This is a genomic window from Acinetobacter sp. 2JN-4 (assembly GCF_003687745.1).
Lineage (GTDB): Bacteria > Pseudomonadota > Gammaproteobacteria > Pseudomonadales > Moraxellaceae > Acinetobacter > Acinetobacter halotolerans.
The window spans coordinates 106043-130876 of the sequence record NZ_RDNY01000004.1 but is presented as its reverse complement, the minus strand read 5'-3'; the positions used below and the strand labels follow the sequence as shown (position 1 = coordinate 130876).

General features: G+C 39.2%; 18 protein-coding genes. 5 read left to right on the top strand and 13 right to left on the bottom strand.

Going from position 1 to position 24834, the window contains the following annotated elements; genetic code table 11:
• Window positions 1-4: 4 nt before the first annotated feature.
• The 5 genes from csy2 to EAH57_RS07565 all read right to left on the bottom strand — a co-directional run bounded on the left by csy2 (window position 5) and on the right by EAH57_RS07565 (window position 7331).
• Entirely contained in the window at window positions 5-889 is an 885-nt protein-coding gene (gene csy2 / locus EAH57_RS07585; RefSeq protein ID WP_121929532.1) for a type I-F CRISPR-associated protein Csy2, read from the bottom strand.
• Window positions 889-2139 carry a type I-F CRISPR-associated protein Csy1 gene (csy1, locus tag EAH57_RS07580; RefSeq protein WP_121929531.1) on the bottom strand — a complete coding sequence of 417 codons (1251 nt, stop codon included), beginning with the start codon at window positions 2137-2139 and terminating at the stop codon, window positions 889-891. The genes csy2 and csy1 overlap by 1 nt, the downstream gene beginning before the upstream one ends.
• A gap of 15 nt (window positions 2140-2154) precedes the next feature.
• On the bottom strand, window positions 2155-5532 hold the full coding sequence (gene cas3f / locus EAH57_RS07575; protein ID WP_121929530.1) for a type I-F CRISPR-associated helicase Cas3f: 3378 nt from the start codon (window positions 5530-5532) through the stop codon (window positions 2155-2157).
• A gap of 356 nt (window positions 5533-5888) precedes the next feature.
• Window positions 5889-6836: a type I-F CRISPR-associated endonuclease Cas1f gene (gene cas1f, locus EAH57_RS07570; RefSeq protein ID WP_121929529.1), complete on the bottom strand. Its 948-nt coding sequence runs from the start codon at window positions 6834-6836 to the stop codon at window positions 5889-5891.
• A 123-nt stretch (window positions 6837-6959) separates the two neighbouring features.
• Window positions 6960-7331, bottom strand: coding sequence for a DUF962 domain-containing protein (locus EAH57_RS07565; protein WP_121929528.1), 372 nt, complete (start codon window positions 7329-7331; stop codon window positions 6960-6962).
• A gap of 239 nt (window positions 7332-7570) precedes the next feature.
• Here EAH57_RS07565 and EAH57_RS07560 point away from each other — a divergent pair, with 239 nt between their 5' ends.
• Window positions 7571-9016, top strand: coding sequence for a CYTH and CHAD domain-containing protein (locus tag EAH57_RS07560; RefSeq protein ID WP_121929527.1), 1446 nt, complete (start codon window positions 7571-7573; stop codon window positions 9014-9016).
• Window positions 9017-9281: 265 nt separating this feature from the next.
• On the opposite strand, the gene EAH57_RS07555 is transcribed toward EAH57_RS07560, so the two are convergent.
• A complete protein-coding gene (locus tag EAH57_RS07555) occupies window positions 9282-9914 on the bottom strand; it encodes a hypothetical protein (protein ID WP_121929695.1) in 633 nt (210 codons plus the stop codon).
• A 103-nt stretch (window positions 9915-10017) separates the two neighbouring features.
• Between EAH57_RS07555 and EAH57_RS07550 the strand changes: the two genes are divergently transcribed.
• Window positions 10018-10404 (top strand): DUF3144 domain-containing protein, encoded by a 387-nt coding sequence (locus tag EAH57_RS07550; RefSeq protein ID WP_121929526.1) that lies wholly within the window; start codon window positions 10018-10020, stop codon window positions 10402-10404.
• Window positions 10405-10473: 69 nt separating this feature from the next.
• On the opposite strand, the gene EAH57_RS07545 is transcribed toward EAH57_RS07550, so the two are convergent.
• The 5 genes from EAH57_RS07545 to icd all read right to left on the bottom strand — a co-directional run bounded on the left by EAH57_RS07545 (window position 10474) and on the right by icd (window position 17375).
• The gene (locus EAH57_RS07545; RefSeq protein ID WP_121929525.1) at window positions 10474-11439 is read right to left on the bottom strand and encodes a calcium/sodium antiporter; all 966 of its coding nucleotides are present in this window, start codon (window positions 11437-11439) and stop codon (window positions 10474-10476) included.
• Between the two features lie 146 nt (window positions 11440-11585).
• Window positions 11586-14354 carry a M16 family metallopeptidase gene (locus tag EAH57_RS07540; RefSeq protein ID WP_121929524.1) on the bottom strand — a complete coding sequence of 923 codons (2769 nt, stop codon included), beginning with the start codon at window positions 14352-14354 and terminating at the stop codon, window positions 11586-11588.
• Window positions 14355-14487: 133 nt separating this feature from the next.
• A complete protein-coding gene (locus EAH57_RS07535) occupies window positions 14488-15309 on the bottom strand; it encodes a PhzF family phenazine biosynthesis protein (protein WP_121929523.1) in 822 nt (273 codons plus the stop codon).
• A gap of 138 nt (window positions 15310-15447) precedes the next feature.
• A complete protein-coding gene (locus EAH57_RS07530) occupies window positions 15448-15957 on the bottom strand; it encodes a hotdog fold domain-containing protein (protein WP_004670418.1) in 510 nt (169 codons plus the stop codon).
• Between the two features lie 161 nt (window positions 15958-16118).
• Window positions 16119-17375: an NADP-dependent isocitrate dehydrogenase gene (gene icd / locus EAH57_RS07525; protein WP_004670417.1), complete on the bottom strand. Its 1257-nt coding sequence runs from the start codon at window positions 17373-17375 to the stop codon at window positions 16119-16121.
• 192 nt (window positions 17376-17567) lie between these two features.
• Between icd and EAH57_RS07520 the strand changes: the two genes are divergently transcribed.
• Entirely contained in the window at window positions 17568-18380 is an 813-nt protein-coding gene (locus EAH57_RS07520) for an rRNA large subunit pseudouridine synthase E (protein WP_121929522.1), read from the top strand.
• 90 nt (window positions 18381-18470) lie between these two features.
• On the opposite strand, the gene EAH57_RS07515 is transcribed toward EAH57_RS07520, so the two are convergent.
• Entirely contained in the window at window positions 18471-20702 is a 2232-nt protein-coding gene (locus EAH57_RS07515) for an NADP-dependent isocitrate dehydrogenase (protein WP_121929521.1), read from the bottom strand.
• 436 nt (window positions 20703-21138) lie between these two features.
• On the opposite strand from EAH57_RS07515, the gene uraH reads away from it, so the two are divergent.
• Window positions 21139-21537 (top strand): hydroxyisourate hydrolase, encoded by a 399-nt coding sequence (gene uraH / locus EAH57_RS07510; protein WP_004670413.1) that lies wholly within the window; start codon window positions 21139-21141, stop codon window positions 21535-21537.
• Between the two features lie 95 nt (window positions 21538-21632).
• On the opposite strand, the gene EAH57_RS07505 is transcribed toward uraH, so the two are convergent.
• Complete coding sequence (locus tag EAH57_RS07505; protein ID WP_121929520.1) at window positions 21633-23336, bottom strand: M61 family metallopeptidase; 1704 nt, start codon at window positions 23334-23336, stop codon at window positions 21633-21635.
• Between the two features lie 167 nt (window positions 23337-23503).
• Between EAH57_RS07505 and EAH57_RS07500 the strand changes: the two genes are divergently transcribed.
• Window positions 23504-24823: a D-alanyl-D-alanine carboxypeptidase PBP6B gene (locus EAH57_RS07500; RefSeq protein WP_147440121.1), complete on the top strand. Its 1320-nt coding sequence runs from the start codon at window positions 23504-23506 to the stop codon at window positions 24821-24823.
• The last annotated feature ends 11 nt before the right edge of the window (window positions 24824-24834 follow it).

The window sequence follows — 24834 nt, the reverse complement described above, 5'->3', positions numbered from 1 at the left end:
TCATTTAAATTGTTGAAACGTTTTGACAAAGATATAAATTATTTTCCAAATCAACATGATACTGCCACAACAGTTGATCAATATGTTCTACGCGATACGGCATCACAAATTCACCTAAAGTGAGAACACTTTCAGCAAAACGATGAGGCGTATTGGCATCGCGTTGATTTTTTGCTTGACCTAACTCAGAGATTCCTTGAAAACCGACAGCAATCGGTACAAGCCAACCTTGCGTTTTACGCTTTGAGCCCCAAGTCACTTTTTCATTCTCATCGACAGTAGAGCTATGAGTTACTTTCAAATAATCTAAAACCGCATCTAAAGCATCTCTACCCTGATTCATACTTTCTATAACCAGATCACGGCGTTCGATCAGTACATGTCCAAGCATAAGTTTATTTAAGATTGGTCTTAATTCGTTATCCTGATCCTCGTCTTCATCAAAATCTAATATTTGGCAATTCTTAAGTGAGAGAACATCTCCACTGGCAAATTTCATACTGCTAATCAGATCATGAACAAGTTCTAAAAATTGCTCTCTCTTTTTTATGCTTAGATTTTCAATCTCGATTAAAAGTGAAACCTCTAGATGACATCGCGCTTCTTCGATAAAAGCAGGTCTACTTCCATCTTTATCTAAAGGATTCGCAGTACCTATAATTGAGTGAACAAAATCTCCTTGCCCTTTGTAGGTTTGCAAATTAAATTCATGGCAGCTCACTGCCACTTTAGTTAAAGCCACATCCAAAGCTTTAGCTTGCAATTTACGTTGTAAGGCATGAACTGCACCGAGCCAAGCCGTCATTGCAGGAAAACCAATGGTGTATGGACTACTCATCGCATTGGCATTATGGAGTTTTAAATGAGGAATCAATAAAAAATAACGCATTAAAAATACCCCTTTGCTTTCTGTAATGAGTTTTCTACCCGATTTTTGACATCAAATAACTCGCCTGTTCCTAGTGTGTAAGCATCACTAATTATTTTTTCATAGCTTCGTACTATCCAGCATGCTATTTCTCGACTTAACTCATCACACCAGTCAGTATTAACTTCTCTTTCTTTTTGATGAATTTTATCCAACCAAATACGCTGTATTTTAGGTAAGCTTTCGTAATAATTCTGATTTGACCAACCTTCAACTGCATATTCTCGGGTTCGGAATGCTTGTAATAATATTTGGTCAATCACAAACTGAATGATATTTCGTATCGCGTTACGAATATCAATGTTATTTAAATCAAGCTGCATAAATTTATGCAATTGAATAAAGCTATCTTGATAGTTTTTTCGATATAGACACTGAACAAAAAAATCAGTTTTTGGAAGCCGGATTATTCTTTTTTCTAAAACAGGTGGACAACTCGATAATAAATAAGCTCGCCCTGCATTTTGGCTATTTAGAACACTGACATTTTGTGGTTGAGTTCCACCATAGGCAGTCACTGTTAAGCCAAAAATATCTGAATACCCAACTTCATGATGCTCATTTTTCTTACGCGACTCTTTAGCTTGTTTAGTCTCTTCAGAAAAACGTATAGCATCTATTGATTGTTTTAATCGAGTGATTAAACCCGAGGGTGTTAAAATAGAAAGTAAATGATATTCTGCTTCACTAACTGGGAAGTAAACTTGTTTCACTAAGTGATCGGTTCTAATAGAGTTGTCTGCTTCTTTTATTTTCAAAAACTCTGTACTTAAAGTATCAAAATTTAGTTTAGCATCAGCAATCAAACTTTTAAGCCTTTGATCTTTTTCTTCAAAACCATCTAATACGGTTAATTTGTCAGTTAGCGGCAAAGATAAAAACTTAAATACGTCCATTGCAGCTGCATTGCCAAATACATCTAATGAGTAATCTACATTCCCACTTCTTAAATAGCCATCATTACGATGTTCTACATTGGCGATAACACTTGAAGTTTTAGCACTTGGATGACTAAATTTACTCGGGTGGCTAACCATGGAAAGTTGAGTCACCCTTTTTGCTGCATCAGGAAGCCATTCATTCAAACTAAATTTATCTTTTGCTTGCTGCTGTAATTCGGCTATTACACTTTCATTTTCAGCCTTCTTTATACGATCTTTTAACCAAAGCTCTTTACGCTCATTTAAAAATGTATGAATACTTTCAGCCATATTTCCCCCATTTTATTATTTATCTAAAACTACAAGTCCAAATTGTTCTGAATAGATCAAATTTTTATTCTCATCATATTCCGGCAACATAATTTCCCCATATCTTTTTGATAATGATTCTATCTTTTCATCAATATCCTCATTTTCATCTAATTTATCAAGAGCTAGACGACATAAAATGTCGTAATAATTTCGATTTAACCATAGTCTTTTATTCTCTTGTTCATTTAACTGAATGTAATGAATATTATAAAAACCACTGCGATCAATATATTTTCCAAAATCATCTTTTAGACAAAGCGCAAGCTTGTTATTTTTCAGCACTGCAAAAAGCTGAGTATTAGGCGAACTCTGCCTAAAAGGTGTAAATCGTTGAGGCAATGCTGTTAAAAACCATTTTTGAGTTAACCAAGCATTAAGTGGTTTGGCTCCAACTTTATTGTAGGAAGTTAAAGCATCTGCCATCACAGCATGCTCAAGGTCAGCTAATTTTTTTACTGCTTGCAAAGGCTGATTTGCCTTAATTCGAGGAATAGCATTGATGTGAAAATCACCCTGTGAAATATCGAGAAGTTCTGTTAGGTTTTTGGTCTGTAATTTAAATTTATCATTATTAATTTCAAAACCTGGTTTCTCAAACGCAACCTTAGCTTTGCGTAATCCTTTTAAATTATATTGCAGCAAAGCAATATTTGGCTGTTGAATATCCTGTTCCAGTTTTCGATGACGTAACACTCGTCCTGCTAGTTGAATGATGGAACGATACGAAGATGGCTCTACAATTGCCCAATCAAAATCATGATCTCTCCCTACTTCCTCTACAGGTGTAGCAACCAAAATAAAAATAACATGTTCATCGATAGTTGAGTCTAAATGCTGGCGAATGACTTCGTTGGAAAATGCGGTCGCCTGCTCACCTAATTTTTCTTTACGCTTTAAAACCTGATCTAAATGTCGCTCTTGCTCACTGCGTAGTAAGAGAACTTGACGACTATGATAAGCCATCACACGGGGTACAACTCCTTGTGACCACTCCGCATTCAATAGATATTGAGTTAGCGCAACACATGGTGGGATATTCGCTATTCTAACCACCCCAAAAGAAACTTTTTTGCCTGTTTGAATATCTATACTATGATGATTTAAATGCAGTTGTTCAGCATTCAGCCTAATTCTTTCAAAATATTGAGACTGTAAACTTTGATCTAAACGTTGAGCTTCTTTTTCTTCCATAAGATCAGAACAGTCAATAATATAAGCTTTATGTTTTACGATTTGCTTACTTAACGCATCTGCTCGAAGTTCAATAAAGTGATCATGGTTTTTTTTATATTGCTGTACCGTTTCTTTTGATTGGCTTGAATTAATATTTTGAATTTTAGTTTTAAACTCATCGACCCACATCGAAACAGTATCACTATTTTTAAGTTTCTTAAATGCACAGTAAAGCGACCAACCTTGCTGATAAGCATTAAAAAATCCTTCAGCCAATGCAGGTGGAATCGTCGCAGATGAAATCATCACTTTTCGACCCAACATTCCCGCTAAATGTATGAGTCGAGCAATCGCAATTAAATCCTGACCATTAAAATCATCAACTTCATCAATGACTAAATCAGATGAGGAAAGTCTCAAACTCGGTAAAATATATTTGCCACCACGCTTAGTTTCAGTGGCTGCCATCATATGATCAATGGTGCAGGTCAAAACTGGTTTATACAGAAAAGCTTTATTTCGTTGCTCTTGATTTTGTGGAAATAAAGCATTCATAAATTCTGCTTGAGGCATAGCGTCATAATCGAGTTCATTATCTAATAATTCCTCTAATGACTCTGAACCTATTTCCTCAATACTAATCTCATTTGTTTGAACATCCTTAATATTTTTATGATGCAATTCCTGAACAGCTTTAGAACCAATTAAAACCGCAAGTTCATCATTACCTAGACCAATATCATTGCGATATGAATCGCCTGTTTGTAAGGTTAATGTTCTCAAGCCTAGAGCTAAAATATAGCGTAACGATTGACCATCTTTAGATAAAGCTTGCATGATTTTAGCGTTAGCAATGGTTTTTCCTTTTCCTGTACTCGCCATGTTGACAATAAACCAACCTTGTTTCTCTGCGGCTTCATTTTTTTGAATAAACTGCTGAATTCCCTTAACTGCCTGATCTTGCCATTCAAAGCCTTGTGGGCTTTTCTTCTTTAATTTCTGAATATCATATGCAAATTCCATTTCATCAGCTAAGCGGCTCAAAGACTGTGCGACTCTCATAGCATTGTCACTGACACGCACCAAATGCTCATCTAAATATTGTTTGGCTTGTTTTGTTTTTGGATCAGTATTTGCTATGAGAGATAAATTCGTTTTCCACGATTTATCAGCCTCGCACGATGAATAATAATGATCACCCAACATGAGGCATAACCGCGCATGATGTAAAATCACACGCCAACTACCATCAACAAAAATTTGTTCTGATATATGAGATTCCTGTAATAAACGAGATGACCATTTTTTGATTTGCTTTGTCCATTCGGATGACTGAGACAATAAACCTTGTTCAAATTCCAAGCATAATTTGAGGCGTTGTTGATACTCTTTTTCCTCGAATTTATTTTGATATCCCCAGTCTGCTTGAATAAATTCAAATAGATCACTTCCGCTGGACACATCGGCATCACTATATTTTTTATATTCTTTTTCAGTTTTTAAATTCGGCAAACGATGATGCGAAACAACTAGCCATGCGACTAATTGAGCAAAAGGTGGAAGTCGGTCTAAAACTTTCGATTGATCTGAGTTTTTTAAAATGGTTTGCTTTAGTAGTTCCTCATCCCAACTTTGATTAATTAATAAATTTAACCATGCTTTATCAGACTCAATATTGCCTGACGACTGTACCAAAGCATTCAATAATAGACAGGAAATCCATTCATGCCGTAAAGGATCACCTTTTTTACCATTCTTACTCTGTGGTTTTAATTTCTCTTGAAATAGAGTTGTTGCTTTGCCCCAATCATGCAGTAAAGCAGAAACAGCCACCAAAGCTTTGATTAAAGGCAAATAGTGCCAATCATTTTCCCATTTATTTTGAGCTAAACTTTTCTTTGTGGTATTTACTGGAACAATTCCCTGCTCATTAAACTTATTGCGATTTCCCACAATCCATAAAAGTTCACTTCTACGACGACCACGTATCCAATGACAACTAACCGCAGTATTTTTTGTGACTGTTTTTCTAAGTAACTTTTTAACTGCCAACAAACCATCTTCAGTAATCACCGTTTGCCAAGTGTTATGACCTATCCGATCTGCAAAAGCATCGAGCACACGACGCGTTCGAGGAATCGCTTTCTTTTCGCATTGGGAGATAAAGGTTACGATCATAAGCTAGTAACCTCACGCTCATTAGAATTAATGAGGACTAATACAAGTCTTACACTTATATTAGCCCTTCTAAGCAACCTATGCGGCTGTGAAAAAGACCTATCAAAAAAGATACATCTAGTATTTTCTAAGCTGCCTATGTGACAGTTGGTATTAATTATACTCATAACTCATTTTCTAAATGTAAAATCTAGATATATTTCTGGGTTAAAGTTCACCGAAATATTCACTGACCATATTAATGAAATAAAAAGCACAGTAAAAAGCTTATTTTTAAACATAGGCGTATCTCCTCAAACATTGATAATGAGCAAAATAACACCAATTTTAAAATAAAACAACCATACTAGATGTTTCTAAATTAATTTAGGTAGAGATTTATCTTTCACCTGCTCAAACATCCAATCCAAGCATTTATATTCAGTAAACTTCTGCAAGAGCTGTTGACGAAACTCTTGTTCTTTCATGCCTTCTTTGGCACAAATAAAAGCCCACGGTAAAACCACAGCATCTTTTATTAAGTCAGCTACATCAAAGACCAAAGCACCTCGTCTAGTTTTACCATGCATCACCGCAAAACCATGATTGATACCCAATACCCAAAGCGTGGTAGCAGCCAATCCATAAGCCAAATAATTGCCATGATTTAAAAAGTCGTTTGCTAGATCACCTTGTTCAGGATTACGCTCAAAACCAAGCTTGCACCGTGTCGCTGCAATTTTATAAAGTTGCTTCGTCGTTTGTGCCTCTGCCAGCAAGAGATCACCCACCTTACTTTGATGCGGTATTTTCTTCTCAAAACCAGTTAAAGCTTGCTGAATATCGAGATCCTCCAGATAAAAACCCTCATCTTTGAGATCTTTATCTTTCGCCCAAATTTTGCGGATAAACTCAATACGTGCCAGTTGAAACTGTTTAGCAACGTCTAAACGCTTGGCATCATCAAACCAAAAACTCATCCAGCCTTGCATGTATTCGGTCGGGCGATATTCACTTTGAGGCATCATCCATTCAATTTCTGATCCCATAAATAGCGGCGTTCCACCTCCCCCTGTAAAACCTACCAACACTCCTGCACTCGCAAGCATTCGCATCGCAGCTTGGGTAATTGAAGTGCCTGTCCCTAATAAAATGACCGTGGTATTGGCAATCGGAATATTCCAATATTGATTTTCATTTTTAGCTTCGGTGAGATATAAAACGCGACCATCTTTTTGCATCACACGACAATGCTCAAGATAATAAAGATTGGCACGCTTCGAATGGAGTATTGCTTTTAAATCTGAAGGGTTGAGTTGTTCCATTCTTATAATTTCTCTTATTTTTTATGATAATACTTGAACGTTTGATAATAAAAAAGCTGCCGAAGCAGCTTAGCGACGTATTATGTCGTTTTAACTCTGATTATTTTTTAGCGATGATTCAACTTAGGAATCTATCTTATCAAATTGACGATCAACCAAACTCAAACGTCCACGTGCAACATCGGACAACATCCGCCAATCCGAAATAAAGCTAAAAAGCGGCTGTTTAAAACTTGCAGGTTTATTATGTTCAAAGAAGAAATGCCCAACCCATGCACAGGCGTAACCCGACAATAAACCATAAGCCAAATATTTGGCTTTGCGCTGACGAATTGCTTTACTAAAGAAATATAAGCCAACTGAACTTCCCGCTACATGCAAACGGCGGCTGGCAATACTACGATGCTCGGTTAAATAAAAGCGATAAAACTCATTGTAATCTTTAATCGGTAAAGTGAATTCCACTGGCTGGGTCAATGTCGCTGGTGCATTCATTTTGATCGTCCTAATCCTATATAACGCTCATGACACGGTACTGTATTTTTTGTACAAAATAAAGTCATTGCATGCCAACAAAGCGATACTCTATTGATATGCCACCATATGAGCTATAGCTCTCATTGCGACATCGGCTTTTTTGGCGCAAGATAGTAAAGTATGAAAAACAATGATCCACAAGTAAAATACACTCATTTTTAAATTCTTCATTCTAAAAGATCAGGAGTCACGGCATCATGGAAATAGAACTTAAATTTCAACTTCCTGCATCTAAGAAAAAAAGTGTTTTACTGGCATTAAATAAGCAAAAAGCGCAAAAAATTCGATTACAAGCAAAATACTACGATACCGCTGATCGCCTACTGGCGAAGAATCATGTTGCGATTCGTCTGCGTCAGGAAGGTGAACATTGGGTTCAAACCTTTAAGGCGGCAAGTAAAAATCATTTACAACGGATTGAAGAAGATATTCATTTGGGTCAATGTGAACAAGAACCCGAGCTGGATTTATCCCTGTATCAATATAACCAAACTGTTCAAGACATTATACGCGAGTTGCTAGGCGATACACCTGCTGATTTACTTTTGCAGTTCCAAACCGATGTTGAGCGCACATTTCACGTTTTTGAATTCCAAGGTTCTCAGATTGAAGTCTGCCTCGATGATGGCGAAATTCGTACACCAACTGATCAAGCCAAAATCTGTGAGATCGAATTTGAGTTGAAACAGGGATCAGCTCGAGATCTAATTATTTTTTCTAATCACTTAGTGGAAAAATATCAACTGTGGTTAGATGTACGCAGTAAAGCCGAGCGTGGAAATTTACTGGCAATGGGTAAAAAAGTCTCCCCCGCAACCAAAGCCAAAACATTACAATTGCAACCAGAGTTTTCTGCTGAACAAGCCCTCAAACTGATTATTGAAAATTGTTTAAATCAGATTCTACCCAATGCCGCTGCAATTGCTGATGGTGTTGCTGAAGCAGAACATATTCATCAAACACGTGTCGGTTTACGTCGTTTACGTTCTGCATTCAAGCATTTTTCTCATTGGACGCAGATCGATCCTACTTGGGAAAGTGAATTGGCTGACATTTTCAGGGCTTTAGGACAATCGCGTGATAATGATGCCATTCAAGATTCAGTCATTCCGTTGATCAAAGAAGTTTGTGATTTTGATTTTCCATTCAACAGTCAAGCAGCGACAAATGTCACTAAGCTTTTGAGTAACACCAAAACCACGCAACTGTTTTTATCACTGTTAAGCTTTAGCTATAGTGAAAATGAATCAAAAACAAAACTCACAAAGCAAGTGACCAAAAGTTTGACGAAGCTTTATCAAAAAATCTTAAAAGACGCATCTCAATTTTCTGATCTTCCTATCGAACAGCAACATCGTACCCGTAAGCGCGTGAAACAATTACGCTACTGCATCGACTTTGTATCAGGCTTATATCCTGAAAAGAAGGTTCAGCAATTTCTAGATAAGTTACAGCCGATTCAGGAGTATTTAGGTTTTTATAATGACTTGTTTGTGGCTGAGCAAATTTTTCAGCAGCATACAGCGAAGCAATCGCAATTTTTATTTGCTTTAGGTTGGGTCAAGGCACAACAACCGCATGTGATGAAAAAAGCAGATAAAAAGCTACAAGTCTTGTCTCATAAAGATATTTTCTGGGAGTAAAAGTTTCTTTTGCCTTCTATATTATTATCATAACGGAGTCGTACCGAACCCTCATTCAATCTCGGTATATGCCTTCGGCGATCTACTTTTCTTTCGGGAAAAGTAGGCAAAACCATTTGTCATCCACAAAACCTGTTCTCGGCTTTCATTAATCTAATTTTATTAACTCGTCCAAAACTACCTATCTTTTTAGTATCACGCAGGTTGTGGATGACGCTCCCGAGTAGCATATTCCCAAACAAGATTTTTATGCAGCTTAGATCATTCAACGATACTTCCCAAAAATCTTCCACGTGCCATTATCGGCAATCGGATCACTATAGCTATCATTGCGTTGCTTGCGCGGCTTATCCCGTGCATCGACCAATTTAAAATGCGGTTCTACACTTAAAATCATGCCATTCATATAAAAACGGGTTCGCGTATATTCACTCTGCCCATGCTGAAATACATAAGTCCGCAGATCAATAAATTCACGGTGTGCGACCAACGCTGCCGTGTCATCACTTTCAAGCCATTCTTGCATCGCAAAAATCTGGTCTGTATCAAACTGCCCACATTTTTCGACTAAAGCTGCCACACCCCGAAACGTTTTTGATTCCTTCGCTCGGGTTTTATTAATCCGAATACGATCCACATGAAAGAAAAATAAAGGTAAATTTAAATGACTCGGTAAATGAATCGCGTCTACGATTTCATCTTGCATAAATGGCTGACAAAGCTGTTGTGCTCTTTCAATCAACGATTGCCATTGACGATAATACTCGTCAACCTCTGCTTGTAATCCATAGTAAATCGGTAAGCCCTCCACCTGTTGTAAAAATTGTGGTGGATAGATATGTTGACGGAGTAAAGCAATATCTGTTTTTAGGCTTTGAATAGCAATTGCGTCTTGCATCATGATTATTCTAATTGCTTAGGCTATTTTAGATTAAGGCAACGGTTTTGTTTATGCAAGGCTTTGTCTATAATGGCTGATCTTGTTTTTGTTGGAAAAGACCATGTCTCAAAAAATTAATGCGACTGATGTGACAGAAGAAGAAGCTTTAAATGCGGTTTTTTTTGAGCGTGCGGACGAGTTTATCAAACTAGCCAATGATTTTTGCCGTCCACAAAAAGGCCAACAACCTAAGCCTGAAGAGTTACGTGCCCAAGTCAGTGCTGCCATGTTATTTGGAACAGCGCGTTTTAATACATGGGTCGCTGCCAATAACTTTAAAGATGGCAATGAGATGCGTGAAGCCAAAGAACAAGTGATGTCTTACTTGTTGCAACAGTTTCAGATGATGTTAGAAGATAATTTTGATGAATATTGCGAACAGTTTGAAAACTATCTCCGTTTCCGTAAAAACGAAGATTTTCATACGCATAAGCATGATGATAAGTAATTGAGCGAACCTAAAAACGGTTTTATATTGAAAAAAGGCATTGAATCACTCAATGCCTTTTTCTATTTACTAAAATGCGGTGTGAACCAAATAACTGGTGTAGGCAATAAAACTAAATAACCAAACGCCCCCTTTGACACGCCCAATACGTCCTTGACCTTTCCGACTCAGCGTAAACAGCAATAGACTCAGCGTAAGCGCCCCCATAACCACCATATCTCGATGGAGCACTTCTTGCGGCACGATGGTCGGATGAATGACACCTGCAAGCCCGACAACCGCTAAGGTGTTAAACATATTCGAACCGATGATATTGCCGATTGCAATATCAAGCTCACCTTTTCGAGCTGCCGCAATGGAAGACGCCAACTCAGGCAATGATGTACCGATCGCGACAACTGTTAAGCCAATCACCAACTCACTCACACCAAAGGCTTGGGCGATTTCAACAGCACCCCAGACCAGTAAACGAGAGCTTATTACTAAAACAATCAAACCAAAGATGAGCTGAAGAATTGATGTTTTTAATGGCGTTTCGTGCTTCTTTAGCTCTATATCAAACTCATGACTCAATATGTCACTTTGATTGCGCATCCCATACCAGATCGTCCATCCCATATAAAGAAGCAACATGAATAGCATCAACGTGGCATCCATACGGCTCAACACACCATCAAAAATTTGTAGGATACAAATCACCGTCACCAAAAGTAATATCGGCAGCTCTTTACGAACCACAGCCGAATGCACCATGATCGGATGGATTAAAGCAGTAACTCCGAGAATGAGCGCAATATTGGCAATATTTGATCCGTAGGCATTTCCTAATGCAATACCTGGATTTCCATCAATTGCCGCCATAATAGAGACAACCATTTCAGGCGCAGATGTACCAAAACCAACGATAACCATACCCACCAATAAAGGCGGCATACCTAAGTAGCGTGCGGTAGCAGATGCACCATCAACAAATTTATCGGCACTCAAAACCAATAAAATCAAGCCGAAAAGCACAGCAAGTGCTGCCAAAATCATGTTAATCCCCTTTTGTTTTCTTACTTAAAATTCATCATAAATACTGATTCAATCCATTTTATGATGTGATTTAAAAACAGAAGAGACATGCAGAACAGTAGCAGCACAGACTTTTTTAAATCACTTTAAAATGTGAAGGTTCCAAATTAACGATTGTCCTGAGCTTTACCATATTGATCTGCCATAACTTCAACAAAATGTTCAAGTTTAATGTATTTTTTAATCACGGCATCTATATCGGCTTTACTGAGTTGGGCAAACTCTTGATCTCGAACAGCTCGATCTAATAAAGTTTTGTTGCGTTCCAATTGTCCCGTCAACATACCGTGGATATTACGTTCATCTTCCAACGCTGTCACACGCTTTTTCATAATGTCTGCTTTGGCAGCTTCAACTTCCTGTGCGGTCACACCTTTATTTAACAGATCAGTCAACACTTTATGTACCGACTGCGACACTTGGTTTGAACGCCCAGCCGTATAATTTGCTGTAATACTCAACGTACCATCATCAACGTCAGGGTCTAAACTCAAACCACTGCCAAAGCCATATACCAAAGCATTCTTCTCACGTAACTCTTGCGCTAAACGTGATGAAAGTTGCGAGTTTCCTAAAATATGGCTCAGTACGATTAAGGCAGGCGCATCTTTGTGATATGAACCGACTGGCAGCGCTAAAACACTTTGATAGCTACCAAACTCACGCTGCTCGGATAAGGCATGAATTTTCTGTGCTTTATATTCCGTGTATTGTCCTGTCACTTTCTTAAACGGTTGCTTAGCCTTCCAAGAAGCAAAAGTTTTCTTTAAGGTCTTCTGCATCTTCTTCGGATCAAAATCACCTGTTATCGCGATCTGAGCATAATTAGTCACAAAGAACTGATCATAAAACTGCTTGACCTGTGCTTGTGTCGCTTCGTTTAGCTGTTTTTTGGCTAACTCAGGTTCAAAGTGATAACGCAAATCACCCGGTTGATAGATTTCCAAAACTTTAGATAAAGTCATGGACGCCACCACAGCAGGCTCAGTATATGGTCGATCCAATACCGACAAACTTTGATTTTTTGCTAAATCAAATTCAGATTGGGCAAACTTAGGTTGCTTTACGACATCCAGAATAAAGCCTAAAAATTCTTCAAACTTATCTTTTTTTGCTTGAACAACCAGCGTTAAACCATTGCCATTTGAACTGACCGATGCACCGCCACTGGCTGCAATGGCTTTATCGGTGATTTCTTGTAAGCTATGTTTCTCCGAACCACGCAACATCAAATAACTGGTCAAATCCAATGTAGTTGCTTTACCAAATAGAGATTTTTCATCACCAAAATCTAAACTGATCGTAGCGTAGGTTTTATCATCACGGGTTACGGTTGGGAACAAGGCGTAGCGAATCCCGTTTTTTAATTGACCGCTTTGGATCTTTTGCTCATTTTTCTTTAATTGCTGAGCAGACTGCGTGACAAATTTTTCCACTTCTTGTTGATAAACGTTGACATCTTTTAATGGCTCAGCCTTTTCAGCACTTTGGTCTAGAGTCTTTGGTTTCTCTTCAGCTTTAAGCGTCATCGCTTTTTTCTGATCTTCAGGCGTCGGTAAGATATCACCTAAAATACGATGCGATGGAACCAAAAAGTCTTTCAACGTTTGATTCATATCTTTCAATTTCAAGTCTTGAACCGCTTGTAAGTCCTTAAAATATTGATCCCACTGACCATGTGAAGAAACCGCATAATCACTTAAGCGTGAACCTAAAGCCACTGCATCATTGGCAATGCTTTCCGCCGTATTTTGAGAAATATTTTTGATCCGCTGTAATTCAGCCTCAGTGAATGGCTGACTATTTTCAACGCCAACTTTTAATGCTTCACCCACTTTTTTTGCATCATGATTTGGTGCATAAATTGCGCCCATGAATACAACGTTAAAGTCTTGATCTAACCATGTGGTGGCTTGCACTGCGGTACTGATCCCAGTTTCAACCATATTTTTATATAAACTGCCGCTTGGCTGCATGGTATATAAGGCTGGTGCAAGTGCTAAAGTCGGTTGTAACTTGGTATTTTTACCATTCATATATATATGAAACTTCACAAGATCACTGCCCTTTTGTACAGTGAACTGACGTTGGGCGATTTTGCTTGCATCTAACACGGGGACTTTTACAGGGGCTGGCACAGTGCGAGCTGGAATTGGGCTAAAGTATTCGTCAACTTTATTTAAAACTTCAGTTTTATCGAATTTACCTGAAATCACCATCACGGCATTATTCGGTGCATACCATGTTCGATAAAATTGATTTAACTCATTCATGGTGATGGATTTTAATTCAGGTAAATCACCAATTGGCAAACGACCTAAATATTGATTTCCATAAGCGGCTTTTAACATTTGATCCATCAAAACAGCAAAGGGTTGATCCATACGAATCTCACGTTCACGTTTTACGATCTCAATTTCTGATGGAACAAACTTTTCTTGGAGTACCAGTTTATCCATACGCTCAGATTCGAGGTACAGAATTTCATTCAGGGCATTTTTTTCTGGACGGACAATATTAATATATTTAGTCGCGTAATAATCGGTGCTGGCATTGGTCATCAAAGTGAATTGATCTAAGCGACGTTGGAACTCATCGCCTTTTACATTTTGTGTGCCTTTAAATGCCAAATGTTCAAGTAGATGTGCTAGCCCGCCTTTACCTTTTGGATCATTCAGTGACCCTGTTAAATAAACCGTATTTACATAAACTTTATTTTCTTTATCGTTTGGCGCAAGAATAACTCTAAAACCGTTATCTAATTTATATTCTTCAATATTTTTTTCAGTTTTTACCAGTACTGTCTGAGACCAAGACGTCGCACTCAATCCAATTAAACAAAGCGAGAGAGTAAGCTGCTTAAACCGCATTAACATAGATTATCCAAGTATTTTTGGTGATTTAAATAAAAATGACAGCCTATACTAGTGAACGATTGTTGTTTTTAATAGTGATGTTTTGAAAAAAGCTGTTTACTTAAACAGCTTTTTTCTTTGCTTTTATTATGTTTCAGTTAATCAAAAGTTCTGCTTGCATATATAACCTTGCATAACCAGAAATCTCAATCCGATCTTCAGATTCAATCACACAATCCAGAATGCCACCACGTGCAGATGCTTGATAAGCAATAAGCTGCTTTTGATTCAGTTTCTCAGCCCAAAGCGGCACGATTCCAGTATGAATTGAACCTGTAACAGGATCTTCACCTATGCCAACTGCGGGGGCGAAATAACGTGATACACAATCAAACTGCCCCTCACCTCTCGCCGTAATCGCTACATCCGGTTGCGATGCAGTAATCGCAGTACGCACTTTGCCCAATTGTTTTAATTTTTCCAGATCAGGCTGTTCATCCAACACATCCTGTACCGTCTCGTACTCCACAATAAACGCTTGCGTGTTGCGATAAACCGCTTTAAATGGTTTAGTTAAACCATCACGTAATTCTTGGGGATATTCGGAGACCAATGCTGCTCTACGAATCGGAAAATTCATTTTAATTTTGCCATCATCATCTTGATTGACTACAAAAATTCCGAGTTTACGCACATGAAATTGAATTGTTTTTGCAGCTGTATAATCCTTGAATAAAACAAAAGCACTGGCTAATGTGGCATGACCACAAAAATCCACTTCGTCTATAGGTGCAAACCAACGAATTTCATAGTTAGTATCATCTAACTTTTTCACAAAAGCAGTCTCAGATAAGTTATTTTCCATGGCGATATTCTGCATCAAATCGTCATCTAACCACGTATCTAAGACAATGACTGCCGCAGGATTACCCTTAAATAATGTTTGGGTAAAAGCATCAACTTGGTACATTTTCATCGTTGGAAACTCTCAATATTTTTCAGTTATTTTGAACCGAAGGTTTATAAATCATAGATACAGTTTTTTCTAAATTTGCGATACAAACCATATCTAAGAATTTTACGTGAAACTTATACCAAATCGAGGAAAGTCTGCTTATTTCTTTTCCGTCACCCAAAGGGTAATGATTCCTTGAACGACGACAACGCCATCTGCCCTAGAAGCCTGCACTTTGACTTGCAAATCTCCCGTTTTCCAATCTTGTTCAACGATGGCTGTAAGTCGAATATCAGAATCAGCTTTCGCCAAATAATCAACCTGCATTCCTTTTGGCAACCATCTTAGATGAGCTGGCACAGAAGCTTCTGCCAGAACACCCATGACATATTCTAATCCGTTGCAAATCGCAATCACGTGAACTGTACCAATATGATTTTCGACAGTTTTGTTTTTTGACATACTTGCTTCACAATAATTGCGCTCAAGTTTGCTAATAACTGGGTCAACCGTTTGAAAATAAGGTGCTTTTCGACTCACAATTTTTGAAAGTAAAGTTAATCCACCGGGAATATTCTTCAATCCATTATAAGCGTTGAGTACATAATTGCCTTGAGGGCGTATATTTTTTTTGAGTTTTTGAATTGCGGTATTAAATAGATTAGCCATTTTTAAATTGATTTAAATGAATTTCAAATAAGTTAACACATTGAAATCTATATCTCGAACCTTCCCATAGCATTTGTCTGAACCTCTAGGTCACACATTTTCCATGTAGGTAATATAAAAAAGAGCGGTCATCGCCGCTCTTTGAAGATCATTAAATAGCTTTAATCGCCCATATGCGAAATTATTGCTTGACCAAATTCCGAACAACGCAACAAGGTTGCATTTGGCATTAAACGCTCAAAGTCATAGGTGACAGTTTTTGCTTCAATCGCACCAGAAACGCCTTTGATAATCAGATCCGCAGCTTCCGTCCAGCCCATATCACGTAGCATCATTTCCGCAGAAAGAATGATCGAACCGGGATTGACTTTATCTTGACCAGCATACTTCGGCGCTGTTCCATGTGTCGCTTCATACACTGCGATCGCACCGCCAATGTTGGCACCCGGTGCAATCCCAATACCACCGACTTCGGCAGCAAGTGCATCAGAGATATAGTCACCATTTAAGTTCAGCGTCGCAATCACTGAATAGTCGGCTGGGCGCATTAAAATTTGTTGCAAGAACGCATCTGCAATCACATCTTTAATGATGATGTCTTTGCCTGTTTTAGGATTTTTGATCTTGACCCAAGGACCACCATCAAGCAGTTCGCCACCAAAGCGTTCCATCGCAAGCTCATAGCCCCACTCTTTGAACGCGCCTTCGGTGTACTTCATAATGTTACCTTTGTGAACCAATGTCACTGAAGGTTTATCATTATCAATGGCAAATTGAATGGCTTTACGTACTAAACGCTGCGTGCCTTCTTTTGATACTGGTTTAATCCCGATACCACAGCCTTCTGAGAAACGGATTTTGGTCACACCCATTTCTTCTTTTAAGAATTTAATGACTTTCTTGGCTTCTTCAGAATCAGCTTTCCATTCAATCCCTGCATAGATATCTTCCGAGTTTTCACGGAAAATCACCATGTCGGTTAATTCAGGATGTTGCACTGGCGATGGTACGCCTTCGAACCAGCGTACTGGTCGTACGCACACGTATAAATCTAATTCTTGGCGTAAAGCCACGTTCAATGAACGAATACCACCACCTACAGGGGTGGTTAAAGGCCCTTTAATTGATATAATGAATTCACGTAAAGCGTCAAAAGTTTCTTCTGGCATATATGTGCCGTAAATTTTGTCTGCTTTTTCACCGCAGTAGACTTCCATCCATTCAATCGAACGCTTACCGCAATAAGCTTTTTGAATCGCAGCATCTACTACTGCTTGCATTGCTGGTGTAATATCCACACCAATACCATCGCCTTCAATAAAAGGAATGATTGGATGATTTGGAACATTCAGTGACAGATCTGCATTCACTGTGATTTTGTCACCATCTGCAGGAACCACGATCTTCTGATAACCCATTGTATAGGCTCTCCCTCATGTTGCTGGCGAGTAAATATATGCCTTCTTTGGCATACTTTAATTTTTTATTTGCGTAAAATAGTCTAATCCAATCTAGTTTGTTTTGAGATTTATATGAGAAATAACAACATTTCTCATATAAATAAAAGCATAAGTTTACCAACCCCCATAATCTAGAAGTAGTATTTATTTATGAGAATAGTGGTCTTCAATAAACCCTATGATGTGCTTTCACAGTTCCGAGAAGATACGGCACACTTAACGGTTTCAAATTTTATCAGCGATCCTGAGCTTCGTATTGCAGGTCGTTTAGATTTAGACTCTGAAGGTCTGATGTTTCTGACCGATCATGGGGGTTTAAATCAGTTCATTACCCACCCAAGCAATAAGAAGTATAAAACCTACCTTGCTCAAGTCGATGGTGATGTCACCGAAGAAGCCTTAGAGCAACTACGTCAAGGTATCGAACTTGCGGATGGTCTAACCTTACCTGCGAAAGCAAGTAAAGTTGATGAGCCAGATTGGTTATGGGAACGTACCCCACCAGTACGCTATCGTGCCAATATTCCAACAACTTGGATTGAGCTACAAATCTGTGAAGGGCGTAACCGCCAAGTACGCCGCATGACTGCTGCGGTTGGTTTTCCAACTTTACGTTTGATTCGTACTCAAATTGGCTCAATCAATTTGGTTAAACTTGGTTTAAAACCGGGTGAAAAAGTCGAAATCGAACCGTTGCTTTATTCTGACTTTAAGGATGTGCCAGCGGATAAACCGTATGAAGGCCGTTCTTTTGCGAAAAAATCGACCAATAAACCACATTTTTCTCGCTCAAAAGATAAAGCGCGTGAAGAAAAAGGCGAAGCACCGTTTAAGGGTAAGAAAAAAGCCAGTGGTGGTACCACACGCATTTGGCAAATGGATGAAAGTGAAAAACCACGTCGCAAGACCAATGGTACGACACGTCCAAACACTAAAGCGCCACGTGGTCGTCGTCCACGTTAATGTTGCCACAAAAAAAAACCAGCGCATACGCGCTGGTTTTTTTGTTTGAGAGCAAGACGAGCGATCTCATCTTAGCTCACATCAATAACATTAAACGGCTGCAAGAACTGCATTGAAAGTTGCACTTGGACGCATCACTTTACTGATTTTATCCAAATCAACTAAGTAGTAACCACCAATATCAGCAGGCTTACCTTGAACTTCAGCAAGTTCAGCACCAATTTTCTGCTCATTTTCAGCCAAGCTCTTCGCTAGTGGAGCGAATGTGGCTTTCAACTCAGCATCTTCGTCTTGTGCAGCAAGCGCTTCTGCCCAATATAACGATAGATAGAAATGGCTACCACGGTTGTCAAGCTCACCAGTACGACGTGACGGAGACTTACCACTATCCAGTAATCTATCGGTTGCTTGATCAAGTGTTTTAGCTAATAACTTGGCACGGGAATTGTCTTCTTTAATCCCCATCTCTTCCAATGACGCTGCTAAAGCAAGGAATTCACCAAGTGAGTCCCAGCGTAAGTGGTTCTCTTCGACCAATTGCTGCACGTGTTTCGGTGCCGAACCGCCTGCGCCAGTTTCATACATACCACCACCCGCCATTAACGGAACGATCGACAGCATTTTCGCAGAAGTACCCAATTCCATGATCGGGAACAAGTCAGTGAGGTAATCACGTAAGATGTTACCTGTCACGGAAATCGTATCTAAACCACGTGCTACACGCTCAAGTGTATAACGCATCGCACGGACTTGAGACATGATTTGAATATCAAGTCCTTCTGTATCGTGCTCTTTTAGATACTCTTCGACTTTCTTGATCAATTCATTTTCATGCGGACGGTACGGGTCAAGCCAGAAGATTGCTGGCATGCCTGAATTACGTGCGCGCGTAACCGCAAGTTTCACCCAATCACGAATCGGCGCATCTTTCACCTGACACATACGCCAGATGTCGCCTTCCTCAACATTTTGTGACATCAACACTTCGCCAGTTTCAAGATCAGTGATGTTGGCAACACCAGCTTCAGTAATCTCGAAAGTTTTGTCGTGCGAGCCGTATTCTTCAGCCTTTTGCGCCATTAAACCAACGTTTGGCACAGTCCCCATCGTTCTTGGATCAAAGTTACCGTTCCATTTACAGAAATTGATCATTTCTTGGTAGATACGAGCAAATGTAGACTCTGGCATAACTGCTTTACAGTCATACTGTTTGCCATCGGCACCCCACATTTTACCGCCACCACGAATCATCGCAGGCATAGACGCATCGACAATGATGTCGTTTGGCGAATGGAAGTTGGTGATCCCTTTTGCTGAATCAACCATTGCCAGCGCAGGACGATGTTCCTGACAAGCATGTAAATCTTCAATGATTTCTTCACGTAGTGATGTTGGTAGTGTCTCGATCTTCTCGTAAAGTCCAGCCATACCATTATTGACGTTGATACCTAACTCATCGAATAATTTGCCATGTTTCTCAAAGGCATCTTTATAGTAAATTTTGACGCAGTGACCGAATACGATTGGGTGAGAAACTTTCATCATGGTCGCTTTAACGTGCAATGAGAATAAGATCCCTGCTTCACGACAATCTTCGAGTTCTTGCTCATAGAATTCGCATAGCGCTTTCTTGCTCATGAACATCGAATCAATGATCTCACCATCCTGCAATGCCACTTTTGGCTTGAGGACAATACTATTACCGCTCTTAGTAATCAGTTCCATTTTCACGTTACGAGCACGATCAAGTGTCATCGATTTTTCGCCGTGATAGAAATCACCATGTTCCATATGCGAAACGTGGGTTTGTGACCACTGTTTCCACTCGCTCATTGAATGCGGATGCTTCTTAGCATAATTCTTCACCGCAGTAGGCGCACGACGGTCAGAGTTACCTTCACGCAATACTGGGTTCACAGCAGAGCCGAGACACTTACCATAACGCGCTTTGATCGCATTTTCTTCCTCAGTTGTCGGATTTCCTGGATAGTCAGGAATTGCATAGCCCTTCGATTGTAGCTCTTTAATGCATGACACCAACTGAGAAACTGAAGCACTGATATTCGGAAGTTTGATAATATTAGTATCTGGATTCTGCGTGAGACGACCAAGCTCAGCAAGGTTGTTCGTCACCTTTTGCTCGTCGCTTAAATAGTCTGAGAATTCTGAGAGCACGCGTGAGGCTACTGAGATATCACTTTTGACTATCTCGATGCCCGCTGGCTTAGTAAAGGTCTCAATGATCGGCAGCAGCGAGTAGGTCGCCAATAGCGGCGCCTCGTCAGTCAGTGTGTAAATGATTGTTGACTTTCCACTAGCCATATATAGCCCCTTGTGTTGGATTGAGTTTTTTAGAGCCGAGCTTTTGGCCTAGCCCCTGCGAACCGGTTTACTTAAGTAAACTAGAGAATATCTGTTCTGCTCATATCTCAGTCAACGCAATATCCTGTAATAACGACATTTCGCTGAGAAATAACAGGCGCAAGTTTAAGACTCGCCCCATGCGAACCGGTTAGCTTAATTAAAACATGAGAGTATCAGTCCTCTGGGCATCCTAGTCAACGCAATATCTAGTGATAACGACATTTCGCTACGAAATACCTACTAAGGTCTATGATTGAACCCCTTTTCCTTGGTCATTTACTGTACATCAACCTGTGACATCACAGTTTTTCCGACCTTGTATTTACACTTTTTAAACTACTTTTTTTAACAAATGATTAAAATTGGAAACTTTTATAATTTTTGGATCAATCAAATGATTAAAACTTTTATCGTACTTATCGGTATTGTTTTTACTTCTATGTGTTATGCACAAAATCCTTTAAGTGTACATGTACTCAATTTAGAAAACGGTCTTCCCTCCGCCAACGTAAAAGTCACTCTGGAAACTCAAGAAAAAAACAAGTGGAAGGAAATAAGTTCTGGCGTAACCAATCAACAAGGTCGGATTAGTGAACTTTATCCCAAAAATACAGCATTAAAAAAAGGAGTTTATAAAGTAACTTTTAAGACAGGCGAATGGTTTAAAGACAATAATCAGAATTCATTTTTTCCAGAAGTACCCGTCATTTTTATGATCGATGGAAAACTTGAACACTATCATATTCCCCTTTTAATCAGTCCTTATGGTTATTCGACCTATCGTGGAAACTAATCGTTTACAACCAATAAAACTAGATTGATCATCTTATTCGATCATCAATCTCCGCATTTGAATAAAAGAGAGGGTTGCCCCTCTCTCTTTATATCTTATACCTTCAACCAAGCATCTACTTTGCTTTGATCTTCAACTTTCAATTCAACCGTGGTGAGTGGATTTTCTCCGCCCTGAAGCTCAAATTGCAAGAACTCATCTCGACGGAAAGCAAACACGGTAAATGAAGCTTGCTGCTTCGAATATTGGGCGAGCAGTTTCTCTGATGCTTTTAAACCATCAATGGCAATAATCACATCATTGGCAGATAATCCCGCCTGAGCCGCAGTACTGTCACGGCGAACCTGCTGTATGACTACGCCCTCAGCTTTATCTACCGTTTTCAAACCAAACGGAAGTGCTTTTTCATTTTTGATCGTATAATTTAAACCAAATTCTGGCAATAATTGGTCCAGTGGCAGTTCGTCAGTGGTATTGATCAAATGATTAATTTGCTCAACCCAATCATCCCCCGTCAGTTCATGACACAACTCAAAAATTGTTCGATCATTGACCTGAATTCCCTGTTGCGTATTTTCATATAAACGACGCATCAAAGCATCTAGACTTGAACCTCTTAAACGCAAACCCATGTCTAGGCAAAGCGCCACTAAGCTGCCTTTGTTATAGTAACTTGTGCCTGCGTTAATAGAGTTCTCATCCTGACGATAGAACTTAATCCAAGCATCAAAACTCGACTCAGAAACAGACTGAATAAAACGTCCAGGGTTTTGTAAATAACGATCAATTTGCGCTTTTAATAAATCTAAATACGATGCTTGTGAAATGACACCACTACGTAACAAAATCAGATCGTCATAATAAGAGGTAAAGCCTTCAAATATCCAAAGTAAGCTGGTATAGCCCTCTTTGTGCAAATCATAATTGGCAAAGTTTTCTGGGCGAATAAATTTCACTAACCATGAATGGAAATATTCATGACTACATAAACCTAAGAAACGTTGATAATCCTTAGATGGCTCTTCTGCTTCATCTACTTTCGGTAGATCATCACGCGGGGTAATCAAACTGGTGCTATTGCAATGTTCCAAACCACCATAGCTATTGCCTGTCGCCATGGTCATAAAGCTATAGTTTTGAAATGGTGCTGAGCCAAACATATCGATTTCAGTACGACATATTTTTTCGATATCAGCTTGTAAACGTTGCAGATTGGTACTGTGTTTACCTGAAATCACAAACTCGTGTGGAATACCATTTGCTTCAAAACTAAACCGACTTTGATCAGCGAGTTCAAATGGACTATCAATCAGCTGATCATAATTTTCAGCTTTTAAAGTAAAACGTCCTTTGACTAAACTTTTCGCAGGCAAACCTGTAGCAATCTGAAAATGCTTCAATTCATTCGGTAGGAACAGTTCCACTTCACATGGTGATTGTTCTTGATCCTGAAGCCCTAAACAAACACAAGCTGGATTCACATACACACGAGTTTGATCTACGTAAGCACCACGCACCGATAAATCGTATGCATAGACATCATATTCAACCGTAATCAGTTCATGGTCGGTATTGAATAACCGCCAGCGATTTTTCTCGGTTTTCTTAATACTGAGTAAACGTCCTGCTTCATCCGATGCTTTAACCGACTCGATATGCTTTGAAAACTCACGAATCAGATAACTCCCCGGAATCCAAGTTGGCAACCAAAGTTCTTGATTTGGGTTGGCAAGAAAACGAAGCGTGACGTGAATGAGGTGTTGGCGATAATCATCGAACTCAATTTGATAGTGCAGCATAGTTCAAAATAGCAAATAGAAAGATTTCTCACAGCTTATCATTTTTTTTACAAAGTCTTGCGCAGTTGTCGAAATTGTCTGCAAAAGTTGCTGGATTCTATGGCAGAAAAGTCATAGCATGCTTTTCTTGCGTTCATGCCACTGGATCGGCTGTAAAAGGTATTTAAGTGAAATTTTATCTCTCCCTCTGTTTATTTCTTAGCATGCTTTTGGCTCAGCTAACACATGCAAATTTACTCAATATTATGCCCGAAACAGTCGAAGCTCAGGCGTGGTCGATCATCGATATACAATCAGGACAAATTATTGCTGAACACAATAGTCATGTGCAGCGTGCGCCAGCATCGTTGACCAAAATGATGGTGGCTTATATTGCTTTAAAAGAAATCGAAGCAGGCAAATTACGTAAAGAAGATGTGCTTACCGCCACACCTGTTGTCAATTCAGTGATGTGGGATGAGTCGCAAATGTATTTGAAAGCAGGCGAACAAATTTCAGTGGATCAATTGTTGGCAGGTCTGATCATCATGTCTGCCAATGATGCCGCCTTAACTCTGGCTGAAAAAATTTCAGGGAGCGTGCCGCAATTTTTGGCTCGAATGAATCAAGAAGCGCAAGCTTTAGGGATGAAAGATACTCGTTTTAGTAATCCCTCAGGCATCACCATGACCGATCATTATTCGACTGCTGCCGATCTCAGTTTGCTTGCGCAAGCCATTGTCACCAAAACACCGAACTATTTGATTTATTCAAAAATGCCAAGTTTTAGCTACAATCAACGTTTCCATCGTGCAACTAACCTTGCCCTCAAAATGGATCCGACCTCTGACGGCTTAAAAACGGGTTATACCAAAGCAGCAGGCTACAATTTAGCTTTAACCGCAGAGCGTCCTACGTTCAATTCACATGTAGATAGCCGACGTTTAATTGTGGTTGTACTGGGCACGCCAAACGCCATAAAACGCGCTGAGGTAGCACACAAGTTAATGAACTTGGCTTATACTTATACGCGTGATGAGGAAGTCATTCCAAAGCATAGACTGATTGCTGAACTTCCAGTGATTAAATCAACTTTGAAAATGTTTAAAGTTGAAACACAACAGCCAACCATTGTGACTACGTCTTTATATGCTCAACTCGCACCGATTGATTTAAATACTTTTGATTTAGCCACTCAACGGATTCAGGTGCTTGATACAAATCAACAAATCACTCCAGTCGAGCCGCTACAAACGACCAATACGCATATCAATATTGAACTTAATCAACAACATTTAACTGCACCATTGACCCAAGCCATGAACCTCGCCACGGTTTCAATTTATCAAAATAATCAGTTACTTCGCAGCTTACAAATTGAAAATGATGTGCAAATTGAAGAAGCCAATCTTTTTCAAAGAATCATGACTTGGTTTTCCAACTTGTTCTCGTTTTTCTCAACAAATGATAATCAAGCTGCCAAACTTCATCCTTTAAATCAAGGATAGAAACTCGACTA

Coding starts and splice junctions, on each gene's coding strand:
- csy2 (WP_121929532.1), bottom strand. CDS start 889: ATGCGTTATTTTTTATTGATTCCTCATTTAAAACTCCATAATGCCAAT.
- csy1 (WP_121929531.1), bottom strand. CDS start 2,139: ATGGCTGAAAGTATTCATACATTTTTAAATGAGCGTAAAGAGCTTTGG.
- cas3f (WP_121929530.1), bottom strand. CDS start 5,532: ATGATCGTAACCTTTATCTCCCAATGCGAAAAGAAAGCGATTCCTCGA.
- cas1f (WP_121929529.1), bottom strand. CDS start 6,836: ATGGAACAACTCAACCCTTCAGATTTAAAAGCAATACTCCATTCGAAG.
- EAH57_RS07565 (WP_121929528.1), bottom strand. CDS start 7,331: ATGAATGCACCAGCGACATTGACCCAGCCAGTGGAATTCACTTTACCG.
- EAH57_RS07560 (WP_121929527.1), top strand. CDS start 7,571: ATGGAAATAGAACTTAAATTTCAACTTCCTGCATCTAAGAAAAAAAGT.
- EAH57_RS07555 (WP_121929695.1), bottom strand. CDS start 9,914: ATGCAAGACGCAATTGCTATTCAAAGCCTAAAAACAGATATTGCTTTA.
- EAH57_RS07550 (WP_121929526.1), top strand. CDS start 10,018: ATGTCTCAAAAAATTAATGCGACTGATGTGACAGAAGAAGAAGCTTTA.
- EAH57_RS07545 (WP_121929525.1), bottom strand. CDS start 11,439: ATGATTTTGGCAGCACTTGCTGTGCTTTTCGGCTTGATTTTATTGGTT.
- EAH57_RS07540 (WP_121929524.1), bottom strand. CDS start 14,354: ATGTTAATGCGGTTTAAGCAGCTTACTCTCTCGCTTTGTTTAATTGGA.
- EAH57_RS07535 (WP_121929523.1), bottom strand. CDS start 15,309: ATGAAAATGTACCAAGTTGATGCTTTTACCCAAACATTATTTAAGGGT.
- EAH57_RS07530 (WP_004670418.1), bottom strand. CDS start 15,957: ATGGCTAATCTATTTAATACCGCAATTCAAAAACTCAAAAAAAATATA.
- icd (WP_004670417.1), bottom strand. CDS start 17,375: ATGGGTTATCAGAAGATCGTGGTTCCTGCAGATGGTGACAAAATCACA.
- EAH57_RS07520 (WP_121929522.1), top strand. CDS start 17,568: ATGAGAATAGTGGTCTTCAATAAACCCTATGATGTGCTTTCACAGTTC.
- EAH57_RS07515 (WP_121929521.1), bottom strand. CDS start 20,702: ATGGCTAGTGGAAAGTCAACAATCATTTACACACTGACTGACGAGGCG.
- uraH (WP_004670413.1), top strand. CDS start 21,139: ATGATTAAAACTTTTATCGTACTTATCGGTATTGTTTTTACTTCTATG.
- EAH57_RS07505 (WP_121929520.1), bottom strand. CDS start 23,336: ATGCTGCACTATCAAATTGAGTTCGATGATTATCGCCAACACCTCATT.